Origin of the sequence: Pseudomonas sp. NBRC 111132 (assembly GCF_001320565.1) — a bacterium.
Lineage (GTDB): Bacteria > Pseudomonadota > Gammaproteobacteria > Pseudomonadales > Pseudomonadaceae > Aquipseudomonas > Aquipseudomonas putida_P.
The window spans coordinates 95,262-116,338 of the sequence record NZ_BCBI01000009.1 but is presented as its reverse complement, the minus strand read 5'-3'; the positions used below and the strand labels follow the sequence as shown (position 1 = coordinate 116,338).

Below are 21,077 nucleotides of genomic sequence, written 5' to 3'. Positions count from 1 at the left end.
GCCTTGTAACTTGCCAGACTAGCGACTGTTTCAGTCGCCGCGCGCTCTGCACCGTAGGTCCTGGCTGCTGAACAGATGGCTAAATAAAAAATTCTGGAGCATGACGCATGAATAAAATGGGCAAGACGTTGCTGGCCGCAGCCCTGATGGGTGCCATGGCTACTGCTGCACAGGCTGACGACAAGGTGTTGAACGTCTACAACTGGTCGGACTACATCGCGCCGGACACCATCGCCAAGTTCGAAAAGCAGACCGGTATCAAGGTCAAGTACGACGTCTTCGACAGCAACGAAACCCTGGAAGCCAAGCTGCTGGCAGGTAAGTCGGGCTATGACATCGTCGTGCCCTCGAACAACTTCCTGGCCAAGCAGATCAAGGCGGGTGTGTACGAGGAACTGGACCGTTCGAAACTGCCGAACTGGAAAAACCTCGACCCCGACCTGCTCAAGGCCGTTGGCGATGCCAGCGACAAGGACAACAAGCACGCCTTCCCGTACATGTGGGGCTCCATCGGCATCGGCTACAACCCGGAGAAGGTCAAGGCCGCGCTGGGTGTCGACCACATCGACTCGTGGGACGCCGTGTTCAAGCCTGAGAACATCGCCAAGCTCAAGAGCTGCGGCGTAAGCTTCCTGGATGCCCCGACCGAAATGCTGCCGGCCGCACTGCACTACCTGGGCCTGCCGAGCAACAGCACCAAGAAAGAAGACCTGAAGGCCGCCGAGGACCTGTTCCTCAAGGTCCGTCCTTCGATCACCTACTTCCACTCGTCCAAGTACATTGGCGACCTGGCCAACGGCAACATCTGCGTGGCCGTCGGTTATTCGGGTGACGTCGAGCAGGCCAAGGCCCGTGCCCACGAAGCCGGCGACAAGATCAAAGTGGACTACATCATTCCGAAAGAAGGTGCCGGTACTTTCTACGACATGGTCGCCATCCCGAAAGATGCCGAGCATAAAGACGCTGCCTACCAGTTCATGGACTTCCTGATGCAGCCAGAAGTCATGGCTGAAATCACCAACGCCGTGCGCTTCCCGAACGGCAATGCTGCGGCTACCCAGTTCGTGGACAAGGACATTACCAGCGACCCGAGCATCTACCCGCCTGCCGAAGTGAAGAAGCAGCTGTACGCAATCGCTGCGCCTGAAGCTTCTGCCCAGCGTGTGATCACCCGCAGCTGGACCAAGATCAAGTCGGGCAAGTAAGCCCGATGCGGCACCTCTGGGCCGGGGATTTCCGGCTCAGAGCCAGTGAAAGGCAATTGATGATTGCGGCATCGAAGCTGCGAAGGTAAGTTGCGCGCCGGTTTTGCGTGTGCGGCAGCACTGTCGCTACCCAGGCACTGATTGTGAGGACCACCCACTTGTCTATTTCTGTATTCCGCAAGGCCTTGATGGCCGGCGCGGGCCTGACGCTGGCATGCAGCGTCCAAGCGGCGCCAACGGTGCATCTCTATAACTGGTCCGACTACATCGGCCCGACCACACTCGCGGACTTCGAGAAAGCCACGGGCATCAAGCCCGTGCAGGACGTGTTCGACTCCAACGAAACCCTGGAAGGCAAACTGCTGGCCGGTAACACCGGCTATGACGTAGTGGTGCCGTCCAACCATTTCCTCGGCAAGCAGATCAAGGCGGGCGCGTTCCAGAAGCTCGACAAGAACCTGCTGCCCAATTATGCCAACCTCGACCCGGCGTTGATGAAGCGCCTGGAAAAGAACGATCCAGGCAACCAGTACGCCGTGCCTTACCTGTGGGGCACCAACGGCATCGGTTACAACGTCGACAAGGTGAAGGCCGCGCTGGGCGTGGACACCATCGACTCCTGGGCCGTCTTGTTCGAGCCCGAGAACATGAAGAAGCTCTCCAAGTGCGGTGTGGCCTTCCTCGACTCGGCGGACGAAATGCTCCCGGCGGTGCTCAACTACATGGGCCTCGACCCCAACAGCACCGACCCCAAGGATTACGCCAAGGCCGAGCAGAAGCTGCTGGCGGTGCGCCCGTACGTGACCTACTTCCACTCGTCCAAGTACATCACCGACCTGGCCAACGGCGACATTTGCGTCGCGGCAGGGTTCTCGGGTGATGTGTTCCAGGCCAAGGCCCGCGCTGAAGAAGCGAAGAAGGGCGTGAACCTGGCCTACGCCATTCCCAAGGAAGGCGGCAACCTCTGGTTCGACGTGCTGGCGATCCCCAAGGACGCCAAGAACGTCAAAGAGGCGCATGCCTTCATCAACTATTTGCTGAAACCTGAGGTTATCGCCCAGGTCAGCGATTACGTCGGTTACGCCAACCCGAACCCCAAGGCTGGCGACCTGATGGACCAGGCCGTGAGGACCGACGCTGCGGTTTACCCACCGCAGGATGTGCTGGACAAGATGTTCGTGAATTCAGAGTTGCCGCCCAAGGTGCAACGTTTGATGACCCGTAGCTGGACCAAGGTCAAGTCGGGCAAGTAACAATCCAGGCCCGCCGTCCAAGCAGGGGCGGGCACACAAATCTTGTTGGGAGTTTCACTCATGGCAGTTGCCTCCGGTGCCTATAAGAAAGCCCTCGAGGGTGGCCAGCAACCCAAGCAGGTGCTGGTCAAAATCGACCGGGTCACGAAGAAGTTCGACGAAACCATCGCCGTAGAGGATGTGTCCCTGGAAATCCGCAAGGGTGAGATCTTCGCCCTGCTGGGTGGCTCCGGATCCGGCAAGTCCACCTTGCTGCGCATGCTGGCCGGCTTCGAGCGCCCAACCGAAGGGCGGATTTTCCTCGATGGCGTCGACATCACCGATATGCCGCCCTACGAGCGGCCGATCAACATGATGTTCCAGTCCTACGCGCTGTTCCCGCATATGACCGTGGCGCAGAACATCGCCTTCGGCCTGCAGCAGGACAAGATGCCCAAGGCCGAGATCGATGCCCGTGTGGCCGAGATGCTCAAGCTGGTGCACATGACCCAGTACGCCAAGCGCAAGCCGCACCAGTTGTCGGGTGGCCAGCGTCAACGTGTGGCGTTGGCCCGCTCGCTGGCCAAGCGCCCCAAGCTGCTGCTGCTCGACGAGCCAATGGGTGCGCTGGACAAGAAACTGCGTTCGCAGATGCAGCTGGAACTGGTGGAGATCATCGAGCGCGTAGGCGTGACCTGCGTGATGGTGACCCACGACCAGGAAGAGGCCATGACCATGGCCCAGCGCATCGCCATCATGCACCTGGGCTGGATCGCCCAGATCGGCTCGCCGGTGGACATCTACGAGACGCCTACCAGCCGCCTGGTGTGCGAATTCATCGGTAACGTCAACCTGTTCGAAGGTGAAGTGGTCGACGACGCCGAAGGCCACGCGATCATTGCCAGCCCGGAGCTGGAGCGCAAGATCTACGTGGGCCACGGCATCACCACCTCGGTGGAAGACAAGCACATCACCTACGCCTTGCGCCCGGAAAAGATGCTGGTCACCACCCAGCAGCCGACCTGCGAGCACAACTGGTCGCGCGGCAAGGTCCACGACATCGCCTACCTGGGCGGCCACTCGGTGTTCTACGTCGAGCTGCCGAGCGGCAAGGTTGTCCAGTCGTTCGTCGCCAACGCCGAACGCCAGGGCACTCGTCCGACCTGGGGCGATGAAGTGTACGTATGGTGGGAAGACGACAGCGGCGTGGTACTGCGGTCATGAAACTGCGCAAGCTCAAGCGAGCCTTCCAGCGCCTGGTCCCGGAGGGGCGGCACCTGGTGATCGGCGTGCCGTTCATCTGGCTGTTCCTGTTCTTCATGCTGCCGTTCTTCATTGTCCTGAAGATCAGTTTTGCCGAAGCCGACGTGGCGATCCCGCCGTATACCGAGATCTACACCTACGTCGAAGACAAGATTCAGTTGGTGCTCAACCTGGCCAACTATGGGCTGTTGACCGAGGATGAGCTGTATATCTCGGCCTACCTGGGGTCGTTGAAGATGGCCTTCTTCAGCACCATTCTGTGCCTGCTGATCGGCTTCCCGATGGCCTACGCCATTGCCAACGCCAAGAAGGAGACCCAGACGGTCCTGCTGCTGCTGATCATGATGCCGACCTGGACCGCGATCCTGATCCGCGTCTATGCCTGGATGGGCATCCTCAGCAACAACGGCTTGCTCAACGGTTTCCTGATGTGGACTGGGCTGATCGACCAGCCACTGCAGATCCTCAACACCAACCTGGCGGTGTACATCGGCGTGGTCTATTCGTACCTGCCGTTCATGATCCTGCCGCTGTTTGCCAACCTGGTTAAGCATGACCCTTCGTTGCTGGAGGCTGCTTCTGACCTGGGGTCGAGCACCTTCAACAGCTTCTGGAAAATCACCGTGCCGCTGTCGAAGAACGGCATCATCGCCGGCTGCATGCTGGTGTTCATCCCGGTGGTGGGCGAGTTCGTGATCCCTGAACTGCTCGGCGGCCCGGAAACCCTGATGATCGGTAAAGTGCTGTGGCAGGAGTTCTTCAACAACCGTGACTGGCCGGTGGCGTCTGCATTGGCGGTGGTGATGCTGGCGATCCTGATCGTGCCGATCCTGCTGTTCAACCGCAGCCAGGCCAAAGAAATGGAGGGCCGCGCATGAAACGCTTCAGTTTCTCCAAGCTGATGCTGGTGCTCGGCTTGCTGTTCATCTACCTGCCGATGCTGATCCTGGTGATCTACTCGTTCAACGCCTCCAAGCTGGTGACGGTGTGGGGCGGCTGGTCGATCAAATGGTACGTCGGCCTGCTCGACAACACCCAGCTGATGGGTTCGGTGATGCGCTCGCTCGAAATCGCCTGCTACACGGCGGTGGCGGCGGTGGCGCTGGGTACCCTGGCAGCCTTCGTGCTGACCCGGGTCACCCGCTTCAAGGGCCGCACGCTGTTCGGTGGCCTGGTTACCGCGCCGCTGGTAATGCCTGAAGTGATCACCGGTCTGTCTCTGTTGCTGCTGTTCGTGGCCATGGCGCAGATGATCGGCTGGCCGCAGGAGCGCGGTATCGTCACCATCTGGATTGCCCACACCACGTTCTGTGCGGCGTATGTGGCGGTAGTGGTGTCGGCACGCCTGCGTGAGCTGGACCTGTCGATCGAGGAAGCGGCGATGGACCTGGGTGCCAAGCCGTGGAAGGTGTTCTTCCTGATCACCATCCCGATGATCGCGCCATCGCTGGCGGCGGGCGGCATGATGTCGTTCGCCCTGTCGCTGGATGACCTGGTGTTGGCCAGCTTCGTATCCGGCCCAGGTTCGACCACCTTGCCGATGGAAGTGTTCTCGGCGGTGCGCTTGGGCGTGAAGCCAGAGATCAACGCCGTGGCCAGTCTGATTCTGCTGTCGGTGTCGCTGGTGACCTTCTTTGTCTGGTACTTCAGCCGCCGGAGCGAAGAGCGTCGTCGCAAGGCGATTCAGCAGGCGATCGAAGAGGGTGCTGCGGCCAACGCCTCGCAGCCACAGGTCAAGCGCCCGGCTCAGGTTGCGGCTTCGGCCTGACCCGGCCCTTTCGCGGGTAAACCCGCTCCCACAGGGTCATGTGCAGTCTTCAAGACCTGCGCAGTACCTGTGGGTGCGGGTTTACCCGCGAAGGCTCTCCCACCGATTCAAAGCCATATCGCATCCCAATGTGGATAGTCTCTGACACTCTTCACCAGCCCATTACGCAAGGGGTTGGCAACGATGTATCTGGCGACCTGAACCATGCATCCCTCCCGTCTCAATGCTCGGTCCTGATACCCAGGCTGCCACACCGGGTCATGCTCAACCTCCGCCTGATGCAAAACCAGACTGGATCTGGATTTGAATCTGCGCATCAACGTACCCAGCGTCGTGCCTTTCAACTCGATCAGCCAATGCAGATGGTCCGGCATCAGTACCCAGGCCATTGAGCGGCAGGCGTGCTCATGATCGGATTGCCGCAGTTGGTGGATGACCAGCCTTGCATGATGAAAGTCATGGAACAGTGGCTTGCGTTGACGGGTAACAGTAGTAAGCAGGTACAGCCTGCCGAGTTCTGAATAGCGACCACGGCGGAGCAGGTGTGATTGAGCCTGAGGCATTGGTTTCTTCCTGGAAAAGTGACCTCTCCAAGGTAGTGGCTGTGAAACCGCGAAAGTGCTTTGGATAGTTTCTGGATATGGCAGGGGGCTTGTGGGTGGCTGTACCGACCTTTTCGGGGGCAGTCCACCCTGTGGGAGCGGGTTCACCCGCGAAAGGGCCCGCGCAGAGGCTGAAAATGCCTGAGTGATCTCCATCAGTGATGTTTACCGAACCCTGAACTACGCTGACAGTCGCATCTCACAAATCATTTGTGCGCAAGCTAGGAGCCTGCATGAGGGTGACGCGTCCACTGTTGCTGGCAAGCTTGGGCTTGCTGTCCATGCTCACCGGTTGTAGCAAGGAAGAGGTTCCCGAGACGCTGCCTCGGGTGGGTGTGCAACAGGTCCAGCCCACCGATTTCGCTGCCAGGGTCACCCTGACCGGCGATGTGCAGGCGCGGGTGCAGACCGACCTCTCGTTCCGCGTAGGCGGCAAGATCATTTCGCGCAGCGTGGACGTGGGCGACCACGTCAAGGCCAACCAGGTGCTGGCGCGGCTGGACCCAAAAGACTTGCAGAACAACGTCGACTCGGCCAAGGCCGAGGTGTTCGCCGCGCAAGCGCGGGTCACCCAGACCAGTGCCGCCTTCGTGCGCCAGCAGAAACTGCTGCCCAAGGGCTACACCAGCCAGAGTGAATACGACTCCGCCGAAGCCGCGTTGCGCAGCAACCAGAGCGCCCTCAAGGCCGCCCAGGCGCAGCTGGCCAACGCCAACGAACAACTCAGCTATACCGCACTGGTCTCCGAGGCCGCTGGGGTAATCACTCAGCGCCAGGCCGAAGTCGGGCAGGTGGTACAGGCCACCATGCCGATCTTCAGCCTGGCTACCGATGGCGACCGCGATGCGGTGTTCAACGTCTACGAGTCGCTGCTGGTCGCGCCGCCCAGCGATGCCGGGGTGGTCGTCAGCCTGTTGGACGACCCCAAGGTCCAGGCCCATGGCTTCGTGCGCGAAATCACCCCCACGGTGTCGGCGCAAAGCGGCACGGTGCAGGTCAAGGTTGGCCTGAAAGACGTGCCACCGGGCATGCAACTGGGCGCACCGGTCACTGCTACCACCAACGCTCAGGGCCGGCCCAGCGTCGAACTGCCGTGGTCGGCGTTGACCAAGGCCTTGCATGAACCCGCCGTGTGGGTGGTGGGCGAGGGCGACAAGGTGGAGCTGCGCAAAGTTGAAGTCAGCCGTTACCTCACCGGCAAGATCGTGGTCGCCAGCGGCCTCAAAGGCGGCGAGAGCGTGGTGGTCAACGGCGGCCAGTTGCTGCACCCCGGCATGCAGGTGCAGAAGGTCGATGCCAAGGCCCCAGGGGGTGAGTTATGAAGCGCCTGTTGCTGATGCTGTCAGCCGGCGTGCTGCTAGTGGGCTGCAGTAGCGAGGACGAGGCACCCGAGCCGATTCGGCCGGTGCTGTCGGTCAAGGTCGAACCCCAGGTGCAATCGCAGCTGGGCCGCTTCGCCGGCAGTATCCAGGCGCGCTTCGAAAGCACCCTGGGCTTTCGGGTTTCCGGGCGCATTGCCCGGCGCTGGCTGGATGTCGGTGCCCAGGTGAAGCCGGGCGACACCCTGGCCACCCTCGACCCGACCGACCAGCAGAACCAGTTGCGTGCCGCCGAAGGCGACCTGGCCAAGGTGCAGGCACAGTGGATCAACGCCCAGGCCGATGCCCGTCGCCAGCAACAGCTGTATGACCGTGGCGTGGGCGCCCAGGCCCAGCTGGACATCGCCCAGACCAACCTGAAAACCACCAGCGCGGCGTTGGAGCAGGCGCGCTCCGCGCTCAGCCAGGCCCGTGACCAGCTCGACTACAGCACCCTGCGCACCGACCACGCCGCCGTGATCACCGCGTGGCAGGCCGAAGCCGGGCAAACCGTTACCGCCGGGCAAGCCGTGGTGACCCTGGCCCGGCCGGACGTGAAGGAGGCGGTGATCGACCTGCCGATCGGCTTGGCCGAGCAGTTGGACAAAGGCCTGACCTTTACCGTTGCCTCACAGCTCGACCCAACCATCAATACCACGGCCAGCCTACGCGAGCTGGAGCCCCAGGCCGACGCCACCACCCGTACCCGGCGCGCCCGCCTGACCCTGGCCAGCACGCCGGCGGCGTTCCACTTGGGCACTGCCATCAGCGTGACCCTGAGTTCGGAAGTGACGCCGCGTAGCGAGCTGCCCGCGAGCGCGTTGCTGGAGCGTGACGGCAAGACCCAGGTGTGGGTGATCGATACACAGCAGAAGACCGTGGCAACCCGTGACGTGGCGCTGATCGACCGCACCGCCGACAGCATTGTCCTGACGTCGGGCGTACAGCCCGGTGAGCGCGTGGTTACCGCAGGTGTGAACAGCCTGAAGCCTGGCCAGAAGGTCACCTTCGACGAGGATGCGCAATGAAAGGAAGCTTCAACCTGTCCGACTGGGCACTCAAGCATCAATCGTTCGTCTGGTACCTGATGTTCGTGGGCCTGCTGATGGGGATTTTTTCCTACTTCAACCTGGGCCGTGAGGAAGACCCGTCGTTCACCATCAAGACCATGGTCATCCAGACCCGCTGGCCCGGCGCAACCCAGGACGAAACCCTGTACCAGGTCACCGACCGCATCGAGAAGAAGCTCGAGGAGCTCGATTCGCTCGATTACACCAAGAGCTACACCCGACCCGGCGAATCCACGGTCTACGTGTACCTGCGCGACACCACCAAGGCCAAGGACATCCCGGACATCTGGTACCAGGTGCGCAAGAAGATCCAGGATATTCGTGGTGAATTCCCGGCGGGTATCCAGGGGCCGGGTTTCAACGACGAATTCGGTGATGTGTTCGGCTCTATCTACGCCTTCACCGCCGACGGCCTGACCCTGCGCCAACTGCGTGACTACGTGGAGCAGGCACGGGCCGAGGTTCGCGACGTACCCAATATCGGCAAGATCGAGCTGATCGGCACCCAGGACGAAGTGCTGTACCTGAACTTCTCCACCCGCAAGCTGGCGGCCCTGGGCATTGACCAGCGCCAAGTGATGCAGGCCCTGCAAGCGCAGAACGCGGTAACCCCGGCCGGGGTGATCGAGGCCGGCCCGGAGCGTATCTCGGTGCGTACTTCCGGGCAGTTCGCCTCGGAAAAGGACCTGCAAACCGTCAACCTGAAGATCAACGATCGCTTCTTCCGCCTGGCCGATATCGCCGATATCGAGCGCGGCTACGTCGACCCGCCTTCACCGATGTTCCGCTACAACGGCCAGACGGCCCTCGGCCTGGCCATCGGCATGAAAGCCGGTGGCAACATCCAGGTATTCGGGGCTGCGCTGAAAAAGCGCATGGACAAAGTGGTCGAGGACTTGCCAGTAGGTGTTGGGGTGCACACCGTTTCCGACCAGGCCGTGGTGGTCAAGCAGGCGGTCGGCGGCTTCACCAGCGCGCTGTTCGAGGCGGTCGTGATCGTGCTGGCGGTGAGTTTCGTCAGCCTTGGGGTGCGCGCGGGGTTGGTGGTGGCGTGCTCGATCCCGCTGGTGTTGGCCATGGTGTTCGTGTTCATGGAGTACAGCGGTATCACCATGCAGCGGATTTCGCTGGGTGCGCTGATCATTGCACTTGGCCTGCTGGTGGACGATGCGATGATCACCGTGGAGGTGATGGTCACGCGGCTGGAAATGGGCGAAAGCAAGGAGCAGGCGGCGACGTTCGCCTATACCTCCACAGCCTTCCCGATGCTAACCGGGACCCTGGTGACCGTGGCCGGCTTCGTGCCGATTGGCCTTAACGCCAGTTCGGCCGGTGAGTACACCTACACCCTGTTTGCCGTCATTGCCGTGGCGCTGATCGTGTCGTGGGTGGTGGCGGTGTTTTTCGCCCCCGTGCTGGGTGTGCATATCCTCAGCAGCAAGGTCAAACCCCATGAAGCCGAGCCGGGGCGTTTGGGCAAAGCCTTCGAACATGGCCTGCTGTGGTGCATGCGCAATCGCTGGCTGACCATCATCGGCACGGTGCTGTTGTTCGTGCTGGCCATCTTCTGCGAGCGCTTTGTACAGAACCAGTTCTTCCCCTCTTCGGACCGCCCGGAAATTCTGGTCGACTTGAACCTGCCGCAAAACGCCTCGATCGAGGAAACGCGCAAGGTGGTCGACCGCTTCGAGGCGCGGATCAAGGACGACCCGGACCTGGTGCGCTGGAGCACTTACATTGGCCAGGGTGCGATTCGCTTCTACCTGCCGCTCGACCAGCAGTTGCAGAACCCGTACTACGCCCAGCTGGTGATCGTCAGCAAGGGCTTCGAAGAACGCCAGGGCATGATGGACCGCTTGCAGAAGATCCTGCATGAAGAGTTCGTCGGCATCGGTACCAACGTGCAGTCGCTGGAAATGGGCCCGCCGGTGGGCAGGCCGATCCAGTACCGGGTCAGCGGTGCCAACATCGACCAGGTGCGCCAGCACGCCATCGAACTGGCCACGTTGCTTGACCAGAACGAGCACATTGGCGAGATGATTTACGACTGGAACGAGCCGGGTAAGGTGCTGCGCGTGGAAATCGCCCAGGACAAGGCGCGCCAACTGGGGCTGTCGTCGGAAGACGTGGCCAATGTGATGAACAGCATCGTCAGCGGCGTGCAGATCACCCAGGTCAACGACAACATCTACCTGGTGGACGTGGTCGCCCGTGCCGAAGACAGCGAGCGCGGCTCACCCGATACCCTGCAGAACCTGCAGATTCTCACCCCCAACGGCACCTCGATTCCGCTGTTGTCGTTCGCCACCGTGCGCTACGAGCTGGAGCAGCCGCTGGTTTGGCGCCGTGACCGCAAGCCGACCATCACCATCAAGGCCTCGGTCAACGGTGATATCCAGCCCACCGACCTGGTGGCCCAGCTGAAGCCGAAAATCGACGAGTTCGCCAGCAAGCTGCCGGTGGGCTTCGAAGTGGCCACCGGCGGTACGGTGGAGGAGAGCGCCAAGGCGCAAGGGCCGATCCGCAAGGTGATCCCGCTGATGCTGTTCCTGATGGCGACTTTCCTGATGATCCAGCTGCACAGCGTGCAGAAGTTGTTCCTGGTGGTCAGCGTGGCGCCGCTGGGGCTGATTGGCGTGATCATTGCGTTGGTGCCCACGGGCACGCCCATGGGCTTTGTCGCGATTCTGGGCATCCTTGCCCTGGCGGGCATCATCATCCGCAACTCGGTGATCCTGGTGACCCAGATCGACGAGTTCGAGGCCCAGGGCTACTCGCCGTGGGATGCGGTGGTGGAGGCCACCAACCACCGGCGCCGGCCGATCCTGCTGACTGCGGCGGCGGCGAGCTTGGGCATGATCCCGATTGCCCGCGAAGTGTTCTGGGGGCCGATGGCTTACGCGATGATTGGCGGGATCATCGTGGCGACCTTGCTGACGCTGCTGTTCCTGCCGGCGCTGTATGTGGCCTGGTACAAGATCCGCGAGCCACAGGAAAAATCCTGAAACCCTGAACTGAACCCTGTGGGGGCGGTTTTACCCGCGAATGCGATGGTGGAGCTACCGCCGCATTCGCGGGTAAACCCGCTCCCACAGGGCCTTCTATTGTCTTCAGGATAAGCCTTTTATTTTGGTTATATAAACATTCTTAAACAGTATTTTTAAGAATAACTCCGCCTCACTACTATTGCCCTCAAGCCAGGCGCAAATCCCCTTCAAACCTCTGCCCGGCACCCTCACTCCAAGGAGAACGAGCATGAGTGCATCTCTGCGTAGCATCGACGGTCAGGACGAAGCCACCATTCTGCGTGAAATCCAGAGCGCCTTGCGCGACCTGCGGTTTGGTGCGGTGGAGATCACTGTGCACAACGCTCAGGTCGTACAGATCGAGCGCAAGGAGAAGTTCCGCCTGCAACAGCCGGGCAACAAGCCCAGCTGATCGCGCCTCACATCCAAAATTAGAAAAATGCCAATCGGGAGCTTCACCATGTCCATCCGCCGTTATGCGCTCGCCGCCCTGGCCAGTGCTGTTTTTGCCGGTTCCGCCATCGCCAAGGACTACGAACTGCTGAACGTGTCCTACGACCCGACCCGCGAGCTGTACCAGCAGTACAACGCCGAGTTCATCAAGCACTGGCAGCAGGCCCACCCGGGCGACAAGGTGAAGATCCAGCAATCCCATGGCGGTTCGGGCAAGCAGGCCCGTGCGGTGATCGACGGCCTGCGCGCCGACGTGGTGACCCTGGCCCTGGCCGGCGACATCGATGAAGTAGCCAAGCTCGGCAAGACCCTGCCGGACAACTGGCAGACCCGCCTGCCGGACGCCAGCACCCCGTACACCTCGACCATCGTGTTCCTGGTGCGCAAGGGCAACCCGAAAGGCATCAAGGACTGGGGCGACCTGATCAAGAAGGACGTCTCGGTCATCACCCCCAACCCGAAAACCTCCGGCGGTGCGCGCTGGAACTTCCTGGCGGCCTGGGCCTATGGGCTGAAAGCCGGCGGTAGCGAAGAAAAGGCCAAGGAGTACGTACAGGAGCTGTTCAAGCATGTACCGGTGCTGGATACCGGCGCCCGTGGCTCGACCATCACCTTCGTCAACAACGGCCAGGGCGACGTATTGCTGGCTTGGGAAAACGAAGCCTTCCTGGCGCTGAAGGAAGACGGTGGCGCCGACAAGTTCGACATCGTCGTGCCGTCGCTGTCGATCCTGGCCGAGCCGCCTGTGGCGGTGGTGGACAAGAACGCCGAGAAGAAAGGCAATACCGAGATTGCCACCGAATACCTCAAGCACCTGTACAGCCCGGCTGGGCAGAAGATTGCCGCCGAGAACTTCTACCGCCCGCGTGACGAGAAAGTCGCTGCGGAGTTTGGCAAGCAGTTCCCGAAACTGGACCTGGTAACCATCGACAAGGACTTCGGTGGCTGGAAAACTGCACAGCCCAAATTCTTCAATGATGGCGGTGTGTTCGACCAGATCTATCAGGCACAGTAAACGCCAGGGAAAAGCGGGGCCGTGTTGCGGCCCAATCGCGACACAAGGCCGCTCCCACAAGGAACCGCAATCTCCTGTGGGGGCGGTCTTGCGTCGCGATTGGGCTGCAACGCAGCCCCGGGATTCAGAGTCTTGCACCGGCCCGGGATTGATTCCGGGCTTCGTGCGTTCAACCAGGGATACTTATGTCACGTCGTATTTCCCCCGTCATACCCGGCTTCGGGCTGACGCTGGGCTACACCTTGGTGTACCTCAGCCTGATCGTGCTGATACCGCTGGCGGCCATGTTCATTCATGCCTCGCAGCTGACCTGGGAGCAGTTCTGGAACATCATCAGCGCACCGCGGGTAATCGCCGCGCTCAAGCTGAGTTTCGGCACCGCCCTGTTCGCCGCCATCATCAATGGTGTGATCGGTACCCTGCTGGCCTGGGTACTGGTGCGCTACACCTTCCCCGGGCGCAAGATCATCGACGCGATGATCGACCTGCCGTTCGCCCTGCCTACCGCCGTTGCCGGTATTGCCCTGACCGCCCTGTACGCGCCTGCGGGCTGGGTCGGCCAGTTCGCCACCGACCTGGGCTTCAAGATCGCCTACACCCCGCTGGGCATCACCCTGGCGCTGACCTTCGTCACCCTGCCGTTCGTGGTGCGCACGGTGCAGCCGGTACTGGCCGACATCCCGCGTGAAGTGGAAGAGGCCGCTGCCTGCCTGGGGGCCAAGCCGCTGCAGGTGTTCCGTCATATTCTGGCGCCGGCCCTGCTACCGGCCTGGCTCACCGGCTTTGCCCTGGCCTTCGCCCGTGGCGTGGGCGAATATGGCTCGGTGATCTTCATTGCCGGCAACATGCCGATGAAGACCGAAATCCTGCCGCTGCTGATCATGGTCAAGCTCGACCAGTACGACTACACCGGCGCGACCGCCATCGGCGTGCTGATGCTGGTGGTTTCCTTCATTCTGCTGCTGCTGATCAACTTGCTGCAGCGCCGCATCGAAACCCCTTGAAGGAGGCCGGCATGTCCAGTTCATCCCTGAGTACAAGCGCCGCCGCCAACGCCGCCCGCCGAGGCAGCGCTACTTCGCGACGCATTCTGATCGGCCTTGGCTGGTTGGTGTTCGCGCTGTTCCTGTTGCTGCCGCTGGTGATCGTGGTGTCGCAGGCGCTGAAGAACGGTTTTGGCACCTTCTTCGAGGCGATCTTCGAGCCTGATGCCTTGTCGGCGCTGAAGCTGACCCTGCTCGCCGTGGTGATTTCGGTGCCGCTGAACCTGGTGTTCGGTGTCAGCGCCGCGTGGTGCGTGAGCAAGTACACCTTCCGTGGCAAGAGTATCCTGGTCACCCTGATCGACCTGCCGTTCTCGGTGTCGCCGGTAATCGCCGGCCTGGTCTACGTGCTGATGTTCGGCGCGCAAGGCCTGTTCGGGCCGTGGCTGCAGGACCACGACATCCAGATCGTGTTCGCCCTGCCGGGCATCGTCCTGGCGACCATTTTCGTCACCGTGCCGTTCGTGGCCCGTGAGCTGATCCCGCTGATGCAGGAGCAGGGCACGCAAGAAGAGGAGGCCGCGCGCCTGCTCGGCGCCAATGGCTGGCAGATGTTCTGGCACGTGACTTTGCCGAATATCAAATGGGGCTTGATCTACGGCGTGGTGCTTTGTACTGCACGGGCCATGGGCGAGTTCGGCGCGGTGTCGGTGGTGTCCGGCCACATTCGCGGCGTGACCAATACCTTGCCGCTGCACGTAGAGATCCTCTACAACGAGTACAACCACGTGGCGGCCTTCAGCGTGGCCAGCCTGTTGCTGATCCTGGCGCTCTTCATCCTGCTGCTCAAGCAGTGGAGCGAGAACCGTATTAACCGCCTGCGCCACAGCGCCGCGGAGGAATGATTCATGTCGATCGAAGTTCGTAATGTCAGCAAGCGCTTCAACAGCTTCCAGGCCCTGAACAACATCAACCTGGACATCAACAGCGGCGAGCTGGTGGCCTTGCTCGGCCCGTCCGGCTGCGGCAAGACCACGCTGCTGCGCATCATCGCCGGCCTGGAAACCCCGGACCAGGGCAACATCGTGTTCCATGGCGAGGACGTGTCTGGCCATGACGTGCGTGACCGTAACGTTGGGTTCGTGTTCCAGCACTATGCGCTGTTCCGCCATATGAGCGTGTTCGACAACGTCGCCTTCGGCCTGCGCATGAAGCCCAAGGGCGAGCGCCCGAGCGAGAGCAAGATCGCCGAGAAGGTGCACGAGCTGCTGAACATGGTGCAGTTGGACTGGTTGTCCGATCGCTACCCCGAGCAGCTGTCTGGCGGCCAGCGTCAGCGTATCGCCCTGGCCCGCGCCCTGGCGGTGGAGCCCAAGGTGCTGCTGCTGGACGAGCCGTTCGGTGCGCTGGATGCCAAGGTGCGCAAGGAGCTGCGCCGCTGGCTGGCGCGGTTGCACGAGGATATCAACCTGACCTCGGTGTTCGTGACTCACGACCAGGAAGAAGCCATGGAAGTGGCTGACCGCATCGTGGTGATGAACAAGGGCGTGATCGAGCAGATCGGTTCGCCGGGCGAGGTGTACGAGAAGCCAGCCAACGATTTCGTCTACCACTTCCTCGGCGATTCCAACCGCCTGGCACTGAGCGAAGGCCACCACGTGCTGTTCCGTCCGCACGAGGTGTCGCTGTCGCGGCATGAGACCGAAGGGCACCACGCGGCCGAGGTGCGGGACATCCGGCCGTTGGGCGCGACCACGCGGGTGACTTTGAAGGTGGAAGGGCAGAGCGAGCTGATCGAGGCCGAAGTGGTCAAGGACCATGACAGCCTGACCGGGTTGGCGCGTGGGGAGACGTTGTTCTTCCGGCCGAAGGTTTGGCAGAAGGTGGCGGATATCTGATCTGCCCTTGATGATTAAGAGCCCGGGCTTGGTCCCGGGTTTTTTTATGCCTGTCGGATTGCCGGGGCTGCTTTGCAGCCCATCGCGACACAAGGCCGCTCCTACAAGGGATTCGCGTAAGGTCCGAGGGGCGCGAGTCCTTTGTAGGAGCGGCCTTGCGTCGCGATCGAGGGCGCAGCCCTCGCGGCAATCTCATGCCTTACGCGAATATTTTGCATGCCCCCAATGCATAGCCTTTAGCCATGAATGCCACAGCCCGCGCAATCCGTGGCTTTCACGCGATCCTCCAGAAACAATATTCAATTAAGTTCTAACCATAATTTTAAACATTACTTTAAGAGATAAGCCTCTGGCCCCGATGATTCAGCCACACACCTGAATCGAGACCCCAGGAGTTTGATCAATGGGTAATGTCCAATCGGCCGTCAGGGCCTACGACCAGCCATGGCGCCCGGCCCCAGGCGACCTGGTCGAGCTTGGACGCACGCTTCGCCTGCCGCTTGGCCAGCTGCGCCTGCAACGCACGCCTGTGAGCGGGCTCAAGCGCCGCGACAAGCTGGTGTTGGGCCTGCTGGTGCTGGCCCTGCATGGCGCCGCCGCGTACTGGGTCAGCCAGGCGCCCACGCCCGAACTGCCGGTTGTGCCGCCACAGGTGCCGCCCATGACCATCGAGTTCGCGGCACCCGCACCGCCTGTGGTCGAGCCTCCGCCGCCTGCGCCCGCGCCTCCCGTGGTCGAGCCACCGCCGCCGCCACCGGTCGTCGACGAACTGGCCGCCAAGCCCAAACCCAAACCGAAGCCCGTGCCAAAGCCTGTGGTCAAGCAAGCGCCCAAGCCACAGCCCAAGCCGGTTGAAGCACCACCACCCGCGCCAGTGGCGGCCCCGGCACCGCCTGCGCCCGCACCACCCGCGCCGGCCCCGATAACCCCGGCATCGGCCAACGCCGCGTACCTGAAGAACCCGGCGCCGGAGTACCCGCAGATGGCTCAGCGCCGTGGCTGGGAGGGCACCGTGCTGTTGCGTGTCGAAGTGCTGCCCAGCGGCAAGCCTGGGCAGATCCAGGTTCAGAAGAGCAGCGGCCGTGACGCCCTCGACGCCGCCGCGCTGGCCGCGGTGAAGCGCTGGAGCTTCGTGCCCGCCAAGCAGGGTGATGTGGCCCAGACCGGCTGGGTCAGCGTGCCGATCGATTTCAAGCTTCGCTAACTTTTTCGCAGAACACAGGAAGACATCATCATGAGCCTGCTGGCATCCCCCCTCGAATCCGTTGAAAGCGCAGTCATCTGGCTGCTGGTCGGTTTTTCTGTCGTCACCTGGGGCCTGGCCCTGGTCAAGGTCGCGCAGTTCGTGCGGTTGAAGAACCAGGACAAGCGCTTCCACCAGCAGTTCTGGGCTGCCTCCAGCCTGGACTCGGCCGCCGAGCTCAGCCATGAGCTGCCCGGCCCGGCTGCCCGTGTGGCCCAGTCTGGCTACGCTGCCATCGCCGTTGGCGACACTCAGGCCAACGACCTGAGCCATGCGATCAACCACCAGGACCGCCTGGAGCGCGCCCTGCGCCAGCAGATCGTGCGTGAGCGCCGCTCGCTGGAAACCGGCCTGGCGGTGGTCGCCAGTATCGGCAGCACCTCGCCCTTCATCGGCCTGTTCGGCACCGTGTGGGGCATCATGGAAGCGCTCAAGGGCATCAGCGCGGCCGGCTCCGCCAGCCTGGAAACCGTCGCCGGACCAATCGGTGCGGCACTGGTGGCGACCGGTGTGGGTATCGCCGTCGCGGTACCGGCCGTGCTGGTTTACAACTACTTCCTGCGGCGCCTCAAGCTGACCGCCGCCGACCTCGATGACTTCGCCCACGACTTCTACAGCCTGGCGCAGAAGAGTGCCTTCCGCGTGCTGGTGCACCCTGCTGTGCAAAAAGCCCAGGCCGGTTTCACCCAGCCAGTGAAGGAGGCGTCCTGATATGGCCTTTTCGACCCAGGACAGCGACGAAGTCCTCAGTGAAATCAACGTCACGCCCCTGGTGGACGTCATGCTGGTGCTGCTGGTGGTGTTCATCGTCACCGCGCCGCTGCTGACCAACGCCATTCCCATCAACCTGCCCAAGACCGAGGCCGTGGCCCCGGTGGAGCAGAAGGACCCGCTGGTGGTCAGCATCGATGGCGAGGGCAAGCTGTTCATCAACAAGGACCAGATCCAGCCCGATCTGCTGGAAACCAATCTCAAGGCCGCCAAGGACAAGGACGCGGACGTGCGCGTGCAGCTGCAGGCCGATGACGGCGTGAACTACGGCGAAGTGGCACGGGCCATGGCGGCCATCGAACGCGCGGGGATCAGCAAGCTGGCGGTGATTACCGCACGTTGATACCCGGCACACCTCTTCAGGCAAGTGCTTATGGGCCACATCTCTTGGCAGGGGTTGGCCCTTTTTTTGCCTGTGAGGGCCCTGTCGCAGGAATTGGTTTTTGGTTATTAATAAATAGCTTCTTATTCCTTTACGAATATAACTCCCTCCCTATACTTGTCTCCAAGCACGCAAACTTACTGGAGGCGTCCCCATGCGCAATGAGTCGATTCGTTACCTGATTGTGCCGGGCTGGCAAGGATCGCCAGACAACCATTGGCAAAGTCACTGGCAGCGCACCCTGCCTAACAGTGCCCGGGTGGAGCAACACGACTGGCTCACCCCGCAGCGGCAGGATTGGGTGCAGGCGCTGGAGCAGGCAATTGCCGCCGAGCGCTCACCGGTGATCCTGATCGCCCACAGCCTGGGCTGCATCACTGTCGCCCATTGGGCTGCGCAAGCCAGGCCGGCCTTGCTGCGGCGGGTGCGTGGTGCACTGTTGGTGGCGCCGGCAGACGTCGAGCGGCCCACCTGCGCGCCAGCCCTGCGCAACTTTGCGCCGATCCCGACCGATGCATTGCCGTTCCCCAGCCAGGTCGTCAGCTCGGACAACGACCCGGCCGTGAACGTACCGCGGGCGCTGTACCTGGCCCAGGCATGGGGCGCCGAAGCGGGGTTGCTGAGCAATGCCGGGCACATCAACGTCAAGTCCGGCCATGAGCGCTGGGAACAAGGCTTCGCCTACTTGTATCGCTTGCAGAGCCGGGTAGAGCAGCGCGCACTGCGCCGCGCCTGATCACCCTTACTGTTTACCGTTTGCCTGACGCCCGGCCATTGCAGGCCTGGGGCGGGAGTTCGTCATGACTTTTCAAAACCCGTTTGGCCAGCCGCTGCTGACCTTCCCCGAGCTGGACAAGAGCCCGCTGAGCATTCGTGCCAAGGCGCTGGTGTTCATCGACCCGCGCTCGCAGCAGCTGCGCGAGGACCTTGAGCGCCTGGCGCCACAACCTGTGCCGGTGCTGATCCGTGGCGAAACCGGCACCGGCAAGGAGCTGCTGGCCCGGCAGATCCACCGTGCCAGCGACCGTGGCGGGCTGTTCGTGTCGGTCAACTGCGCGGCCATCAGCCCCACCTACGCCGATGCCGAATTGTTCGGCTATCGCGCCGGCAGTCATGGCGGCACGGCCAGCAGCCGCGCCGGCTGGTTTGGCTCGGCCAATGGCGGCACGCTGTACCTGGACGAGATTGCCGACTTGCCGCTGGCCATCCAGGGCAAGTTGCTGGCCGCACTGGAAAACCGTGAGGTCACCCGGGTTGGCGCGCAGCAGCCACAGCCAGTGGATGTGCGCCTGGTCGCCGCGACCAGCATCGACCTGGCGCGCGTGGTACGTGCGGGGCGCTTCAACGAGCGCCTGTACCAGTACCTGCGCGAGGGGGCGCTGGAACTGCCGCCGCTGCGTGAACGGCCGGGCGACATCCTGCCGCTGGCCGAGTACTTCGTGGGCATTTACAGCGTGCGCCTGCAGCGGCCCGTGCCGTTGGTGAGCGAGGCGGCGCAGCAGGTGCTGGAAGCGCATTTCTGGCCAGGCAACACCCGCGAGCTGGAGAACGTGATCCACTTTGCCTTGCTGGTGAATGACGGCGCAGAGATCCTGCCGGAGGACCTCGACCTGGCCAATCCCGCGCGCTAGACATCGCTCATAAGCAAAGTGGCTGGTGGCAGTTTGTTTTTGGAATAAGCAGCTAAGTAAAAGATATTGTTACGGAATAAAAAATCTAGGTATTGTCCGCCTCACGCCCACTGGTGAACCGGTTGGGCACCCGATTCGCCATCGTCGATGGCCCAGATTCAGAACAAGGACCACCATGAAGAAGACCCTGCTGACCACTGCCCTGGCTGCTGCCCTGTCGTTCTCCGGCCTGGCCGCCGCTGCCGAGAAACTGGTGGTTGCCGCTACCCCGGTTCCGCACGCCGAAATCCTTGAGCTGATCAAGCCGACCCTGGCAAAAGAAGGTGTGGACCTGCAGATCAAGGTCTTCACCGATTACGTGCAGCCAAACGTACAAGTGGACCAGAAGCGCCTGGACGCCAACTACTTCCAGACCCTGCCGTACCTGAAAAGCTTCAACGAAGGTAAAGGCACCCACCTGGAAACCGTGGTCGGCGTGCACGTCGAACCCTTCGGTGGCTACTCCAAGAAGATCAAGAACCTGTCCGAGCTGAAGGAAGGCGCCACTGTTGCCATCCCTAACGAAGGCAGCAACAGCGGCCGCGCCCTGATCCTGCTGCAGAAGGCTGGCCTGATCACCCTGAAAGACCCGAAAAATGCCCTGGCCACCCCCAAGGACATTGCCGAGAACCCGAAGAAGCTGAAGTTCCGCGAGCTTGAGTCGGCCATGCTGCCGCGCGTGCTGGACCAGGTTGACCTGGACATGATCAACACCAACTACGCCCTGGAAGCCGGCCTGAACCCGGCCAAGGATGCGCTGGTGATCGAAGGTGCCGATTCGCCATACGTGAACTTCCTGGTTGCCCGCCCGGACAACAAGGACAGCGAAGCCATCCAGAAACTGGCCAAGGCCCTGACCAGCCCGGAAGTGAAGGCATTCATCGCCAAGAAGTACCAGGGCGCGGTGCTGCCAGCGTTCTGATGCAGTTGCATTCCCTTGCATGACCTGACGCCGACTCATATGAGTCGGCGTTTTTATTTCTTTGACATGCATTTTGGGGAGAAGCGATCCCCTGTAGGAGCGGCCTTGTGTCGCGAAAGGGGGGGCGGAGCGCCCCCAGGATTTTTGCAATTCACCTGCTATTGCCGGGGCCGCTTTGCGGCGCTTTCGCGACACAAGGCCGCGCCTACAAAGGGC

The 21,077-nt window shown here is 62.0% G+C and carries 20 protein-coding genes; 19 read left to right on the top strand and 1 reads right to left on the bottom strand.

The window, feature by feature from the left end; all coding sequences use genetic code 11:
• Nucleotides 1-107: 107 nt before the first annotated feature.
• The 5 genes from APH35_RS06740 to APH35_RS06720 all read left to right on the top strand — a co-directional run bounded on the left by APH35_RS06740 (nt 108) and on the right by APH35_RS06720 (nt 5,468).
• Nucleotides 108-1,205, top strand: coding sequence for a polyamine ABC transporter substrate-binding protein (locus APH35_RS06740; RefSeq protein ID WP_012274735.1), 1,098 nt, complete (start codon nt 108-110; stop codon nt 1,203-1,205).
• A gap of 158 nt (nt 1,206-1,363) precedes the next feature.
• Nucleotides 1,364-2,458: a polyamine ABC transporter substrate-binding protein gene (locus tag APH35_RS06735; RefSeq protein ID WP_060494596.1), complete on the top strand. Its 1,095-nt coding sequence runs from the start codon at nt 1,364-1,366 to the stop codon at nt 2,456-2,458.
• Nucleotides 2,459-2,518: 60 nt separating this feature from the next.
• On the top strand, nt 2,519-3,661 hold the full coding sequence (gene potA / locus APH35_RS06730) for a polyamine ABC transporter ATP-binding protein (RefSeq protein WP_012274733.1): 1,143 nt from the start codon (nt 2,519-2,521) through the stop codon (nt 3,659-3,661).
• Nucleotides 3,658-4,578 carry an ABC transporter permease subunit gene (locus APH35_RS06725; protein ID WP_012274732.1) on the top strand — a complete coding sequence of 307 codons (921 nt, stop codon included), beginning with the start codon at nt 3,658-3,660 and terminating at the stop codon, nt 4,576-4,578. The genes potA and APH35_RS06725 overlap by 4 nt, the downstream gene beginning before the upstream one ends.
• Nucleotides 4,575-5,468, top strand: coding sequence for an ABC transporter permease subunit (locus APH35_RS06720; RefSeq protein ID WP_012274731.1), 894 nt, complete (start codon nt 4,575-4,577; stop codon nt 5,466-5,468). Before APH35_RS06725 ends, APH35_RS06720 begins: the two co-directional genes overlap by 4 nt.
• A gap of 107 nt (nt 5,469-5,575) precedes the next feature.
• Here the strand turns inward: APH35_RS06720 and APH35_RS06715 are convergent, their stop codons facing one another.
• The gene (locus APH35_RS06715; protein WP_060514450.1) at nt 5,576-6,031 is read right to left on the bottom strand and encodes an REP-associated tyrosine transposase; all 456 of its coding nucleotides are present in this window, start codon (nt 6,029-6,031) and stop codon (nt 5,576-5,578) included.
• Between the two features lie 272 nt (nt 6,032-6,303).
• Between APH35_RS06715 and APH35_RS06710 the strand changes: the two genes are divergently transcribed.
• The 14 genes from APH35_RS06710 to APH35_RS06645 all read left to right on the top strand — a co-directional run bounded on the left by APH35_RS06710 (nt 6,304) and on the right by APH35_RS06645 (nt 20,861).
• Nucleotides 6,304-7,392 (top strand): efflux RND transporter periplasmic adaptor subunit, encoded by a 1,089-nt coding sequence (locus APH35_RS06710; RefSeq protein ID WP_012274729.1) that lies wholly within the window; start codon nt 6,304-6,306, stop codon nt 7,390-7,392.
• The gene (locus tag APH35_RS06705) at nt 7,389-8,456 is read left to right on the top strand and encodes an efflux RND transporter periplasmic adaptor subunit (RefSeq protein ID WP_012274728.1); all 1,068 of its coding nucleotides are present in this window, start codon (nt 7,389-7,391) and stop codon (nt 8,454-8,456) included. Before APH35_RS06710 ends, APH35_RS06705 begins: the two co-directional genes overlap by 4 nt.
• Complete coding sequence (locus APH35_RS06700; protein WP_060514449.1) at nt 8,453-11,503, top strand: efflux RND transporter permease subunit; 3,051 nt, start codon at nt 8,453-8,455, stop codon at nt 11,501-11,503. The genes APH35_RS06705 and APH35_RS06700 overlap by 4 nt, the downstream gene beginning before the upstream one ends.
• A 250-nt stretch (nt 11,504-11,753) precedes the next feature.
• On the top strand, nt 11,754-11,936 hold the full coding sequence (gene oscA / locus APH35_RS06695; RefSeq protein WP_012274726.1) for a sulfur starvation response protein OscA: 183 nt from the start codon (nt 11,754-11,756) through the stop codon (nt 11,934-11,936).
• 48 nt (nt 11,937-11,984) lie between these two features.
• Entirely contained in the window at nt 11,985-12,992 is a 1,008-nt protein-coding gene (locus tag APH35_RS06690; RefSeq protein WP_012274725.1) for a sulfate ABC transporter substrate-binding protein, read from the top strand.
• A 185-nt stretch (nt 12,993-13,177) separates the two neighbouring features.
• Nucleotides 13,178-13,996 carry a sulfate ABC transporter permease subunit CysT gene (cysT, locus tag APH35_RS06685; RefSeq protein WP_012274724.1) on the top strand — a complete coding sequence of 273 codons (819 nt, stop codon included), beginning with the start codon at nt 13,178-13,180 and terminating at the stop codon, nt 13,994-13,996.
• Nucleotides 13,997-14,007: 11 nt separating this feature from the next.
• A complete protein-coding gene (cysW, locus tag APH35_RS06680; protein ID WP_012274723.1) occupies nt 14,008-14,880 on the top strand; it encodes a sulfate ABC transporter permease subunit CysW in 873 nt (290 codons plus the stop codon).
• Nucleotides 14,881-14,883: 3 nt separating this feature from the next.
• On the top strand, nt 14,884-15,873 hold the full coding sequence (locus tag APH35_RS06675) for a sulfate/molybdate ABC transporter ATP-binding protein (protein WP_012274722.1): 990 nt from the start codon (nt 14,884-14,886) through the stop codon (nt 15,871-15,873).
• A gap of 403 nt (nt 15,874-16,276) precedes the next feature.
• Complete coding sequence (locus tag APH35_RS06670; protein ID WP_012274721.1) at nt 16,277-17,077, top strand: energy transducer TonB; 801 nt, start codon at nt 16,277-16,279, stop codon at nt 17,075-17,077.
• 30 nt (nt 17,078-17,107) lie between these two features.
• The gene (locus APH35_RS06665; protein ID WP_012274720.1) at nt 17,108-17,827 is read left to right on the top strand and encodes a MotA/TolQ/ExbB proton channel family protein; all 720 of its coding nucleotides are present in this window, start codon (nt 17,108-17,110) and stop codon (nt 17,825-17,827) included.
• 1 nt (nt 17,828) lies between these two features.
• Nucleotides 17,829-18,230 carry an ExbD/TolR family protein gene (locus APH35_RS06660; protein WP_012274719.1) on the top strand — a complete coding sequence of 134 codons (402 nt, stop codon included), beginning with the start codon at nt 17,829-17,831 and terminating at the stop codon, nt 18,228-18,230.
• Between the two features lie 193 nt (nt 18,231-18,423).
• Nucleotides 18,424-19,005, top strand: a complete 582-nt coding sequence (locus APH35_RS06655; RefSeq protein WP_012274718.1) for an alpha/beta hydrolase — start codon at nt 18,424-18,426, stop codon at nt 19,003-19,005.
• Between the two features lie 64 nt (nt 19,006-19,069).
• Entirely contained in the window at nt 19,070-19,900 is an 831-nt protein-coding gene (locus tag APH35_RS06650) for a sigma 54-interacting transcriptional regulator (protein WP_060514448.1), read from the top strand.
• 175 nt (nt 19,901-20,075) lie between these two features.
• On the top strand, nt 20,076-20,861 hold the full coding sequence (locus APH35_RS06645) for a MetQ/NlpA family ABC transporter substrate-binding protein (RefSeq protein WP_012274716.1): 786 nt from the start codon (nt 20,076-20,078) through the stop codon (nt 20,859-20,861).
• Nucleotides 20,862-21,077: the final 216 nt, after the last annotated feature.

What these genes read in the sequence shown, in the direction of transcription:
- APH35_RS06740 (WP_012274735.1), top strand. Translation starts at nt 108, where the DNA reads ATGAATAAAATGGGCAAGACGTTGCTGGCCGCAGCCCTGATGGGTGCC.
- potA (WP_012274733.1), top strand. Translation starts at nt 2,519, where the DNA reads ATGGCAGTTGCCTCCGGTGCCTATAAGAAAGCCCTCGAGGGTGGCCAG.
- APH35_RS06725 (WP_012274732.1), top strand. Translation starts at nt 3,658, where the DNA reads ATGAAACTGCGCAAGCTCAAGCGAGCCTTCCAGCGCCTGGTCCCGGAG.
- APH35_RS06720 (WP_012274731.1), top strand. Translation starts at nt 4,575, where the DNA reads ATGAAACGCTTCAGTTTCTCCAAGCTGATGCTGGTGCTCGGCTTGCTG.
- APH35_RS06715 (WP_060514450.1), bottom strand. Translation starts at nt 6,031, where the DNA reads ATGCCTCAGGCTCAATCACACCTGCTCCGCCGTGGTCGCTATTCAGAA.
- APH35_RS06710 (WP_012274729.1), top strand. Translation starts at nt 6,304, where the DNA reads ATGAGGGTGACGCGTCCACTGTTGCTGGCAAGCTTGGGCTTGCTGTCC.
- APH35_RS06705 (WP_012274728.1), top strand. Translation starts at nt 7,389, where the DNA reads ATGAAGCGCCTGTTGCTGATGCTGTCAGCCGGCGTGCTGCTAGTGGGC.
- APH35_RS06700 (WP_060514449.1), top strand. Translation starts at nt 8,453, where the DNA reads ATGAAAGGAAGCTTCAACCTGTCCGACTGGGCACTCAAGCATCAATCG.
- oscA (WP_012274726.1), top strand. Translation starts at nt 11,754, where the DNA reads ATGAGTGCATCTCTGCGTAGCATCGACGGTCAGGACGAAGCCACCATT.
- APH35_RS06690 (WP_012274725.1), top strand. Translation starts at nt 11,985, where the DNA reads ATGTCCATCCGCCGTTATGCGCTCGCCGCCCTGGCCAGTGCTGTTTTT.
- cysT (WP_012274724.1), top strand. Translation starts at nt 13,178, where the DNA reads ATGTCACGTCGTATTTCCCCCGTCATACCCGGCTTCGGGCTGACGCTG.
- cysW (WP_012274723.1), top strand. Translation starts at nt 14,008, where the DNA reads ATGTCCAGTTCATCCCTGAGTACAAGCGCCGCCGCCAACGCCGCCCGC.
- APH35_RS06675 (WP_012274722.1), top strand. Translation starts at nt 14,884, where the DNA reads ATGTCGATCGAAGTTCGTAATGTCAGCAAGCGCTTCAACAGCTTCCAG.
- APH35_RS06670 (WP_012274721.1), top strand. Translation starts at nt 16,277, where the DNA reads ATGGGTAATGTCCAATCGGCCGTCAGGGCCTACGACCAGCCATGGCGC.
- APH35_RS06665 (WP_012274720.1), top strand. Translation starts at nt 17,108, where the DNA reads ATGAGCCTGCTGGCATCCCCCCTCGAATCCGTTGAAAGCGCAGTCATC.
- APH35_RS06660 (WP_012274719.1), top strand. Translation starts at nt 17,829, where the DNA reads ATGGCCTTTTCGACCCAGGACAGCGACGAAGTCCTCAGTGAAATCAAC.
- APH35_RS06655 (WP_012274718.1), top strand. Translation starts at nt 18,424, where the DNA reads ATGCGCAATGAGTCGATTCGTTACCTGATTGTGCCGGGCTGGCAAGGA.
- APH35_RS06650 (WP_060514448.1), top strand. Translation starts at nt 19,070, where the DNA reads ATGACTTTTCAAAACCCGTTTGGCCAGCCGCTGCTGACCTTCCCCGAG.
- APH35_RS06645 (WP_012274716.1), top strand. Translation starts at nt 20,076, where the DNA reads ATGAAGAAGACCCTGCTGACCACTGCCCTGGCTGCTGCCCTGTCGTTC.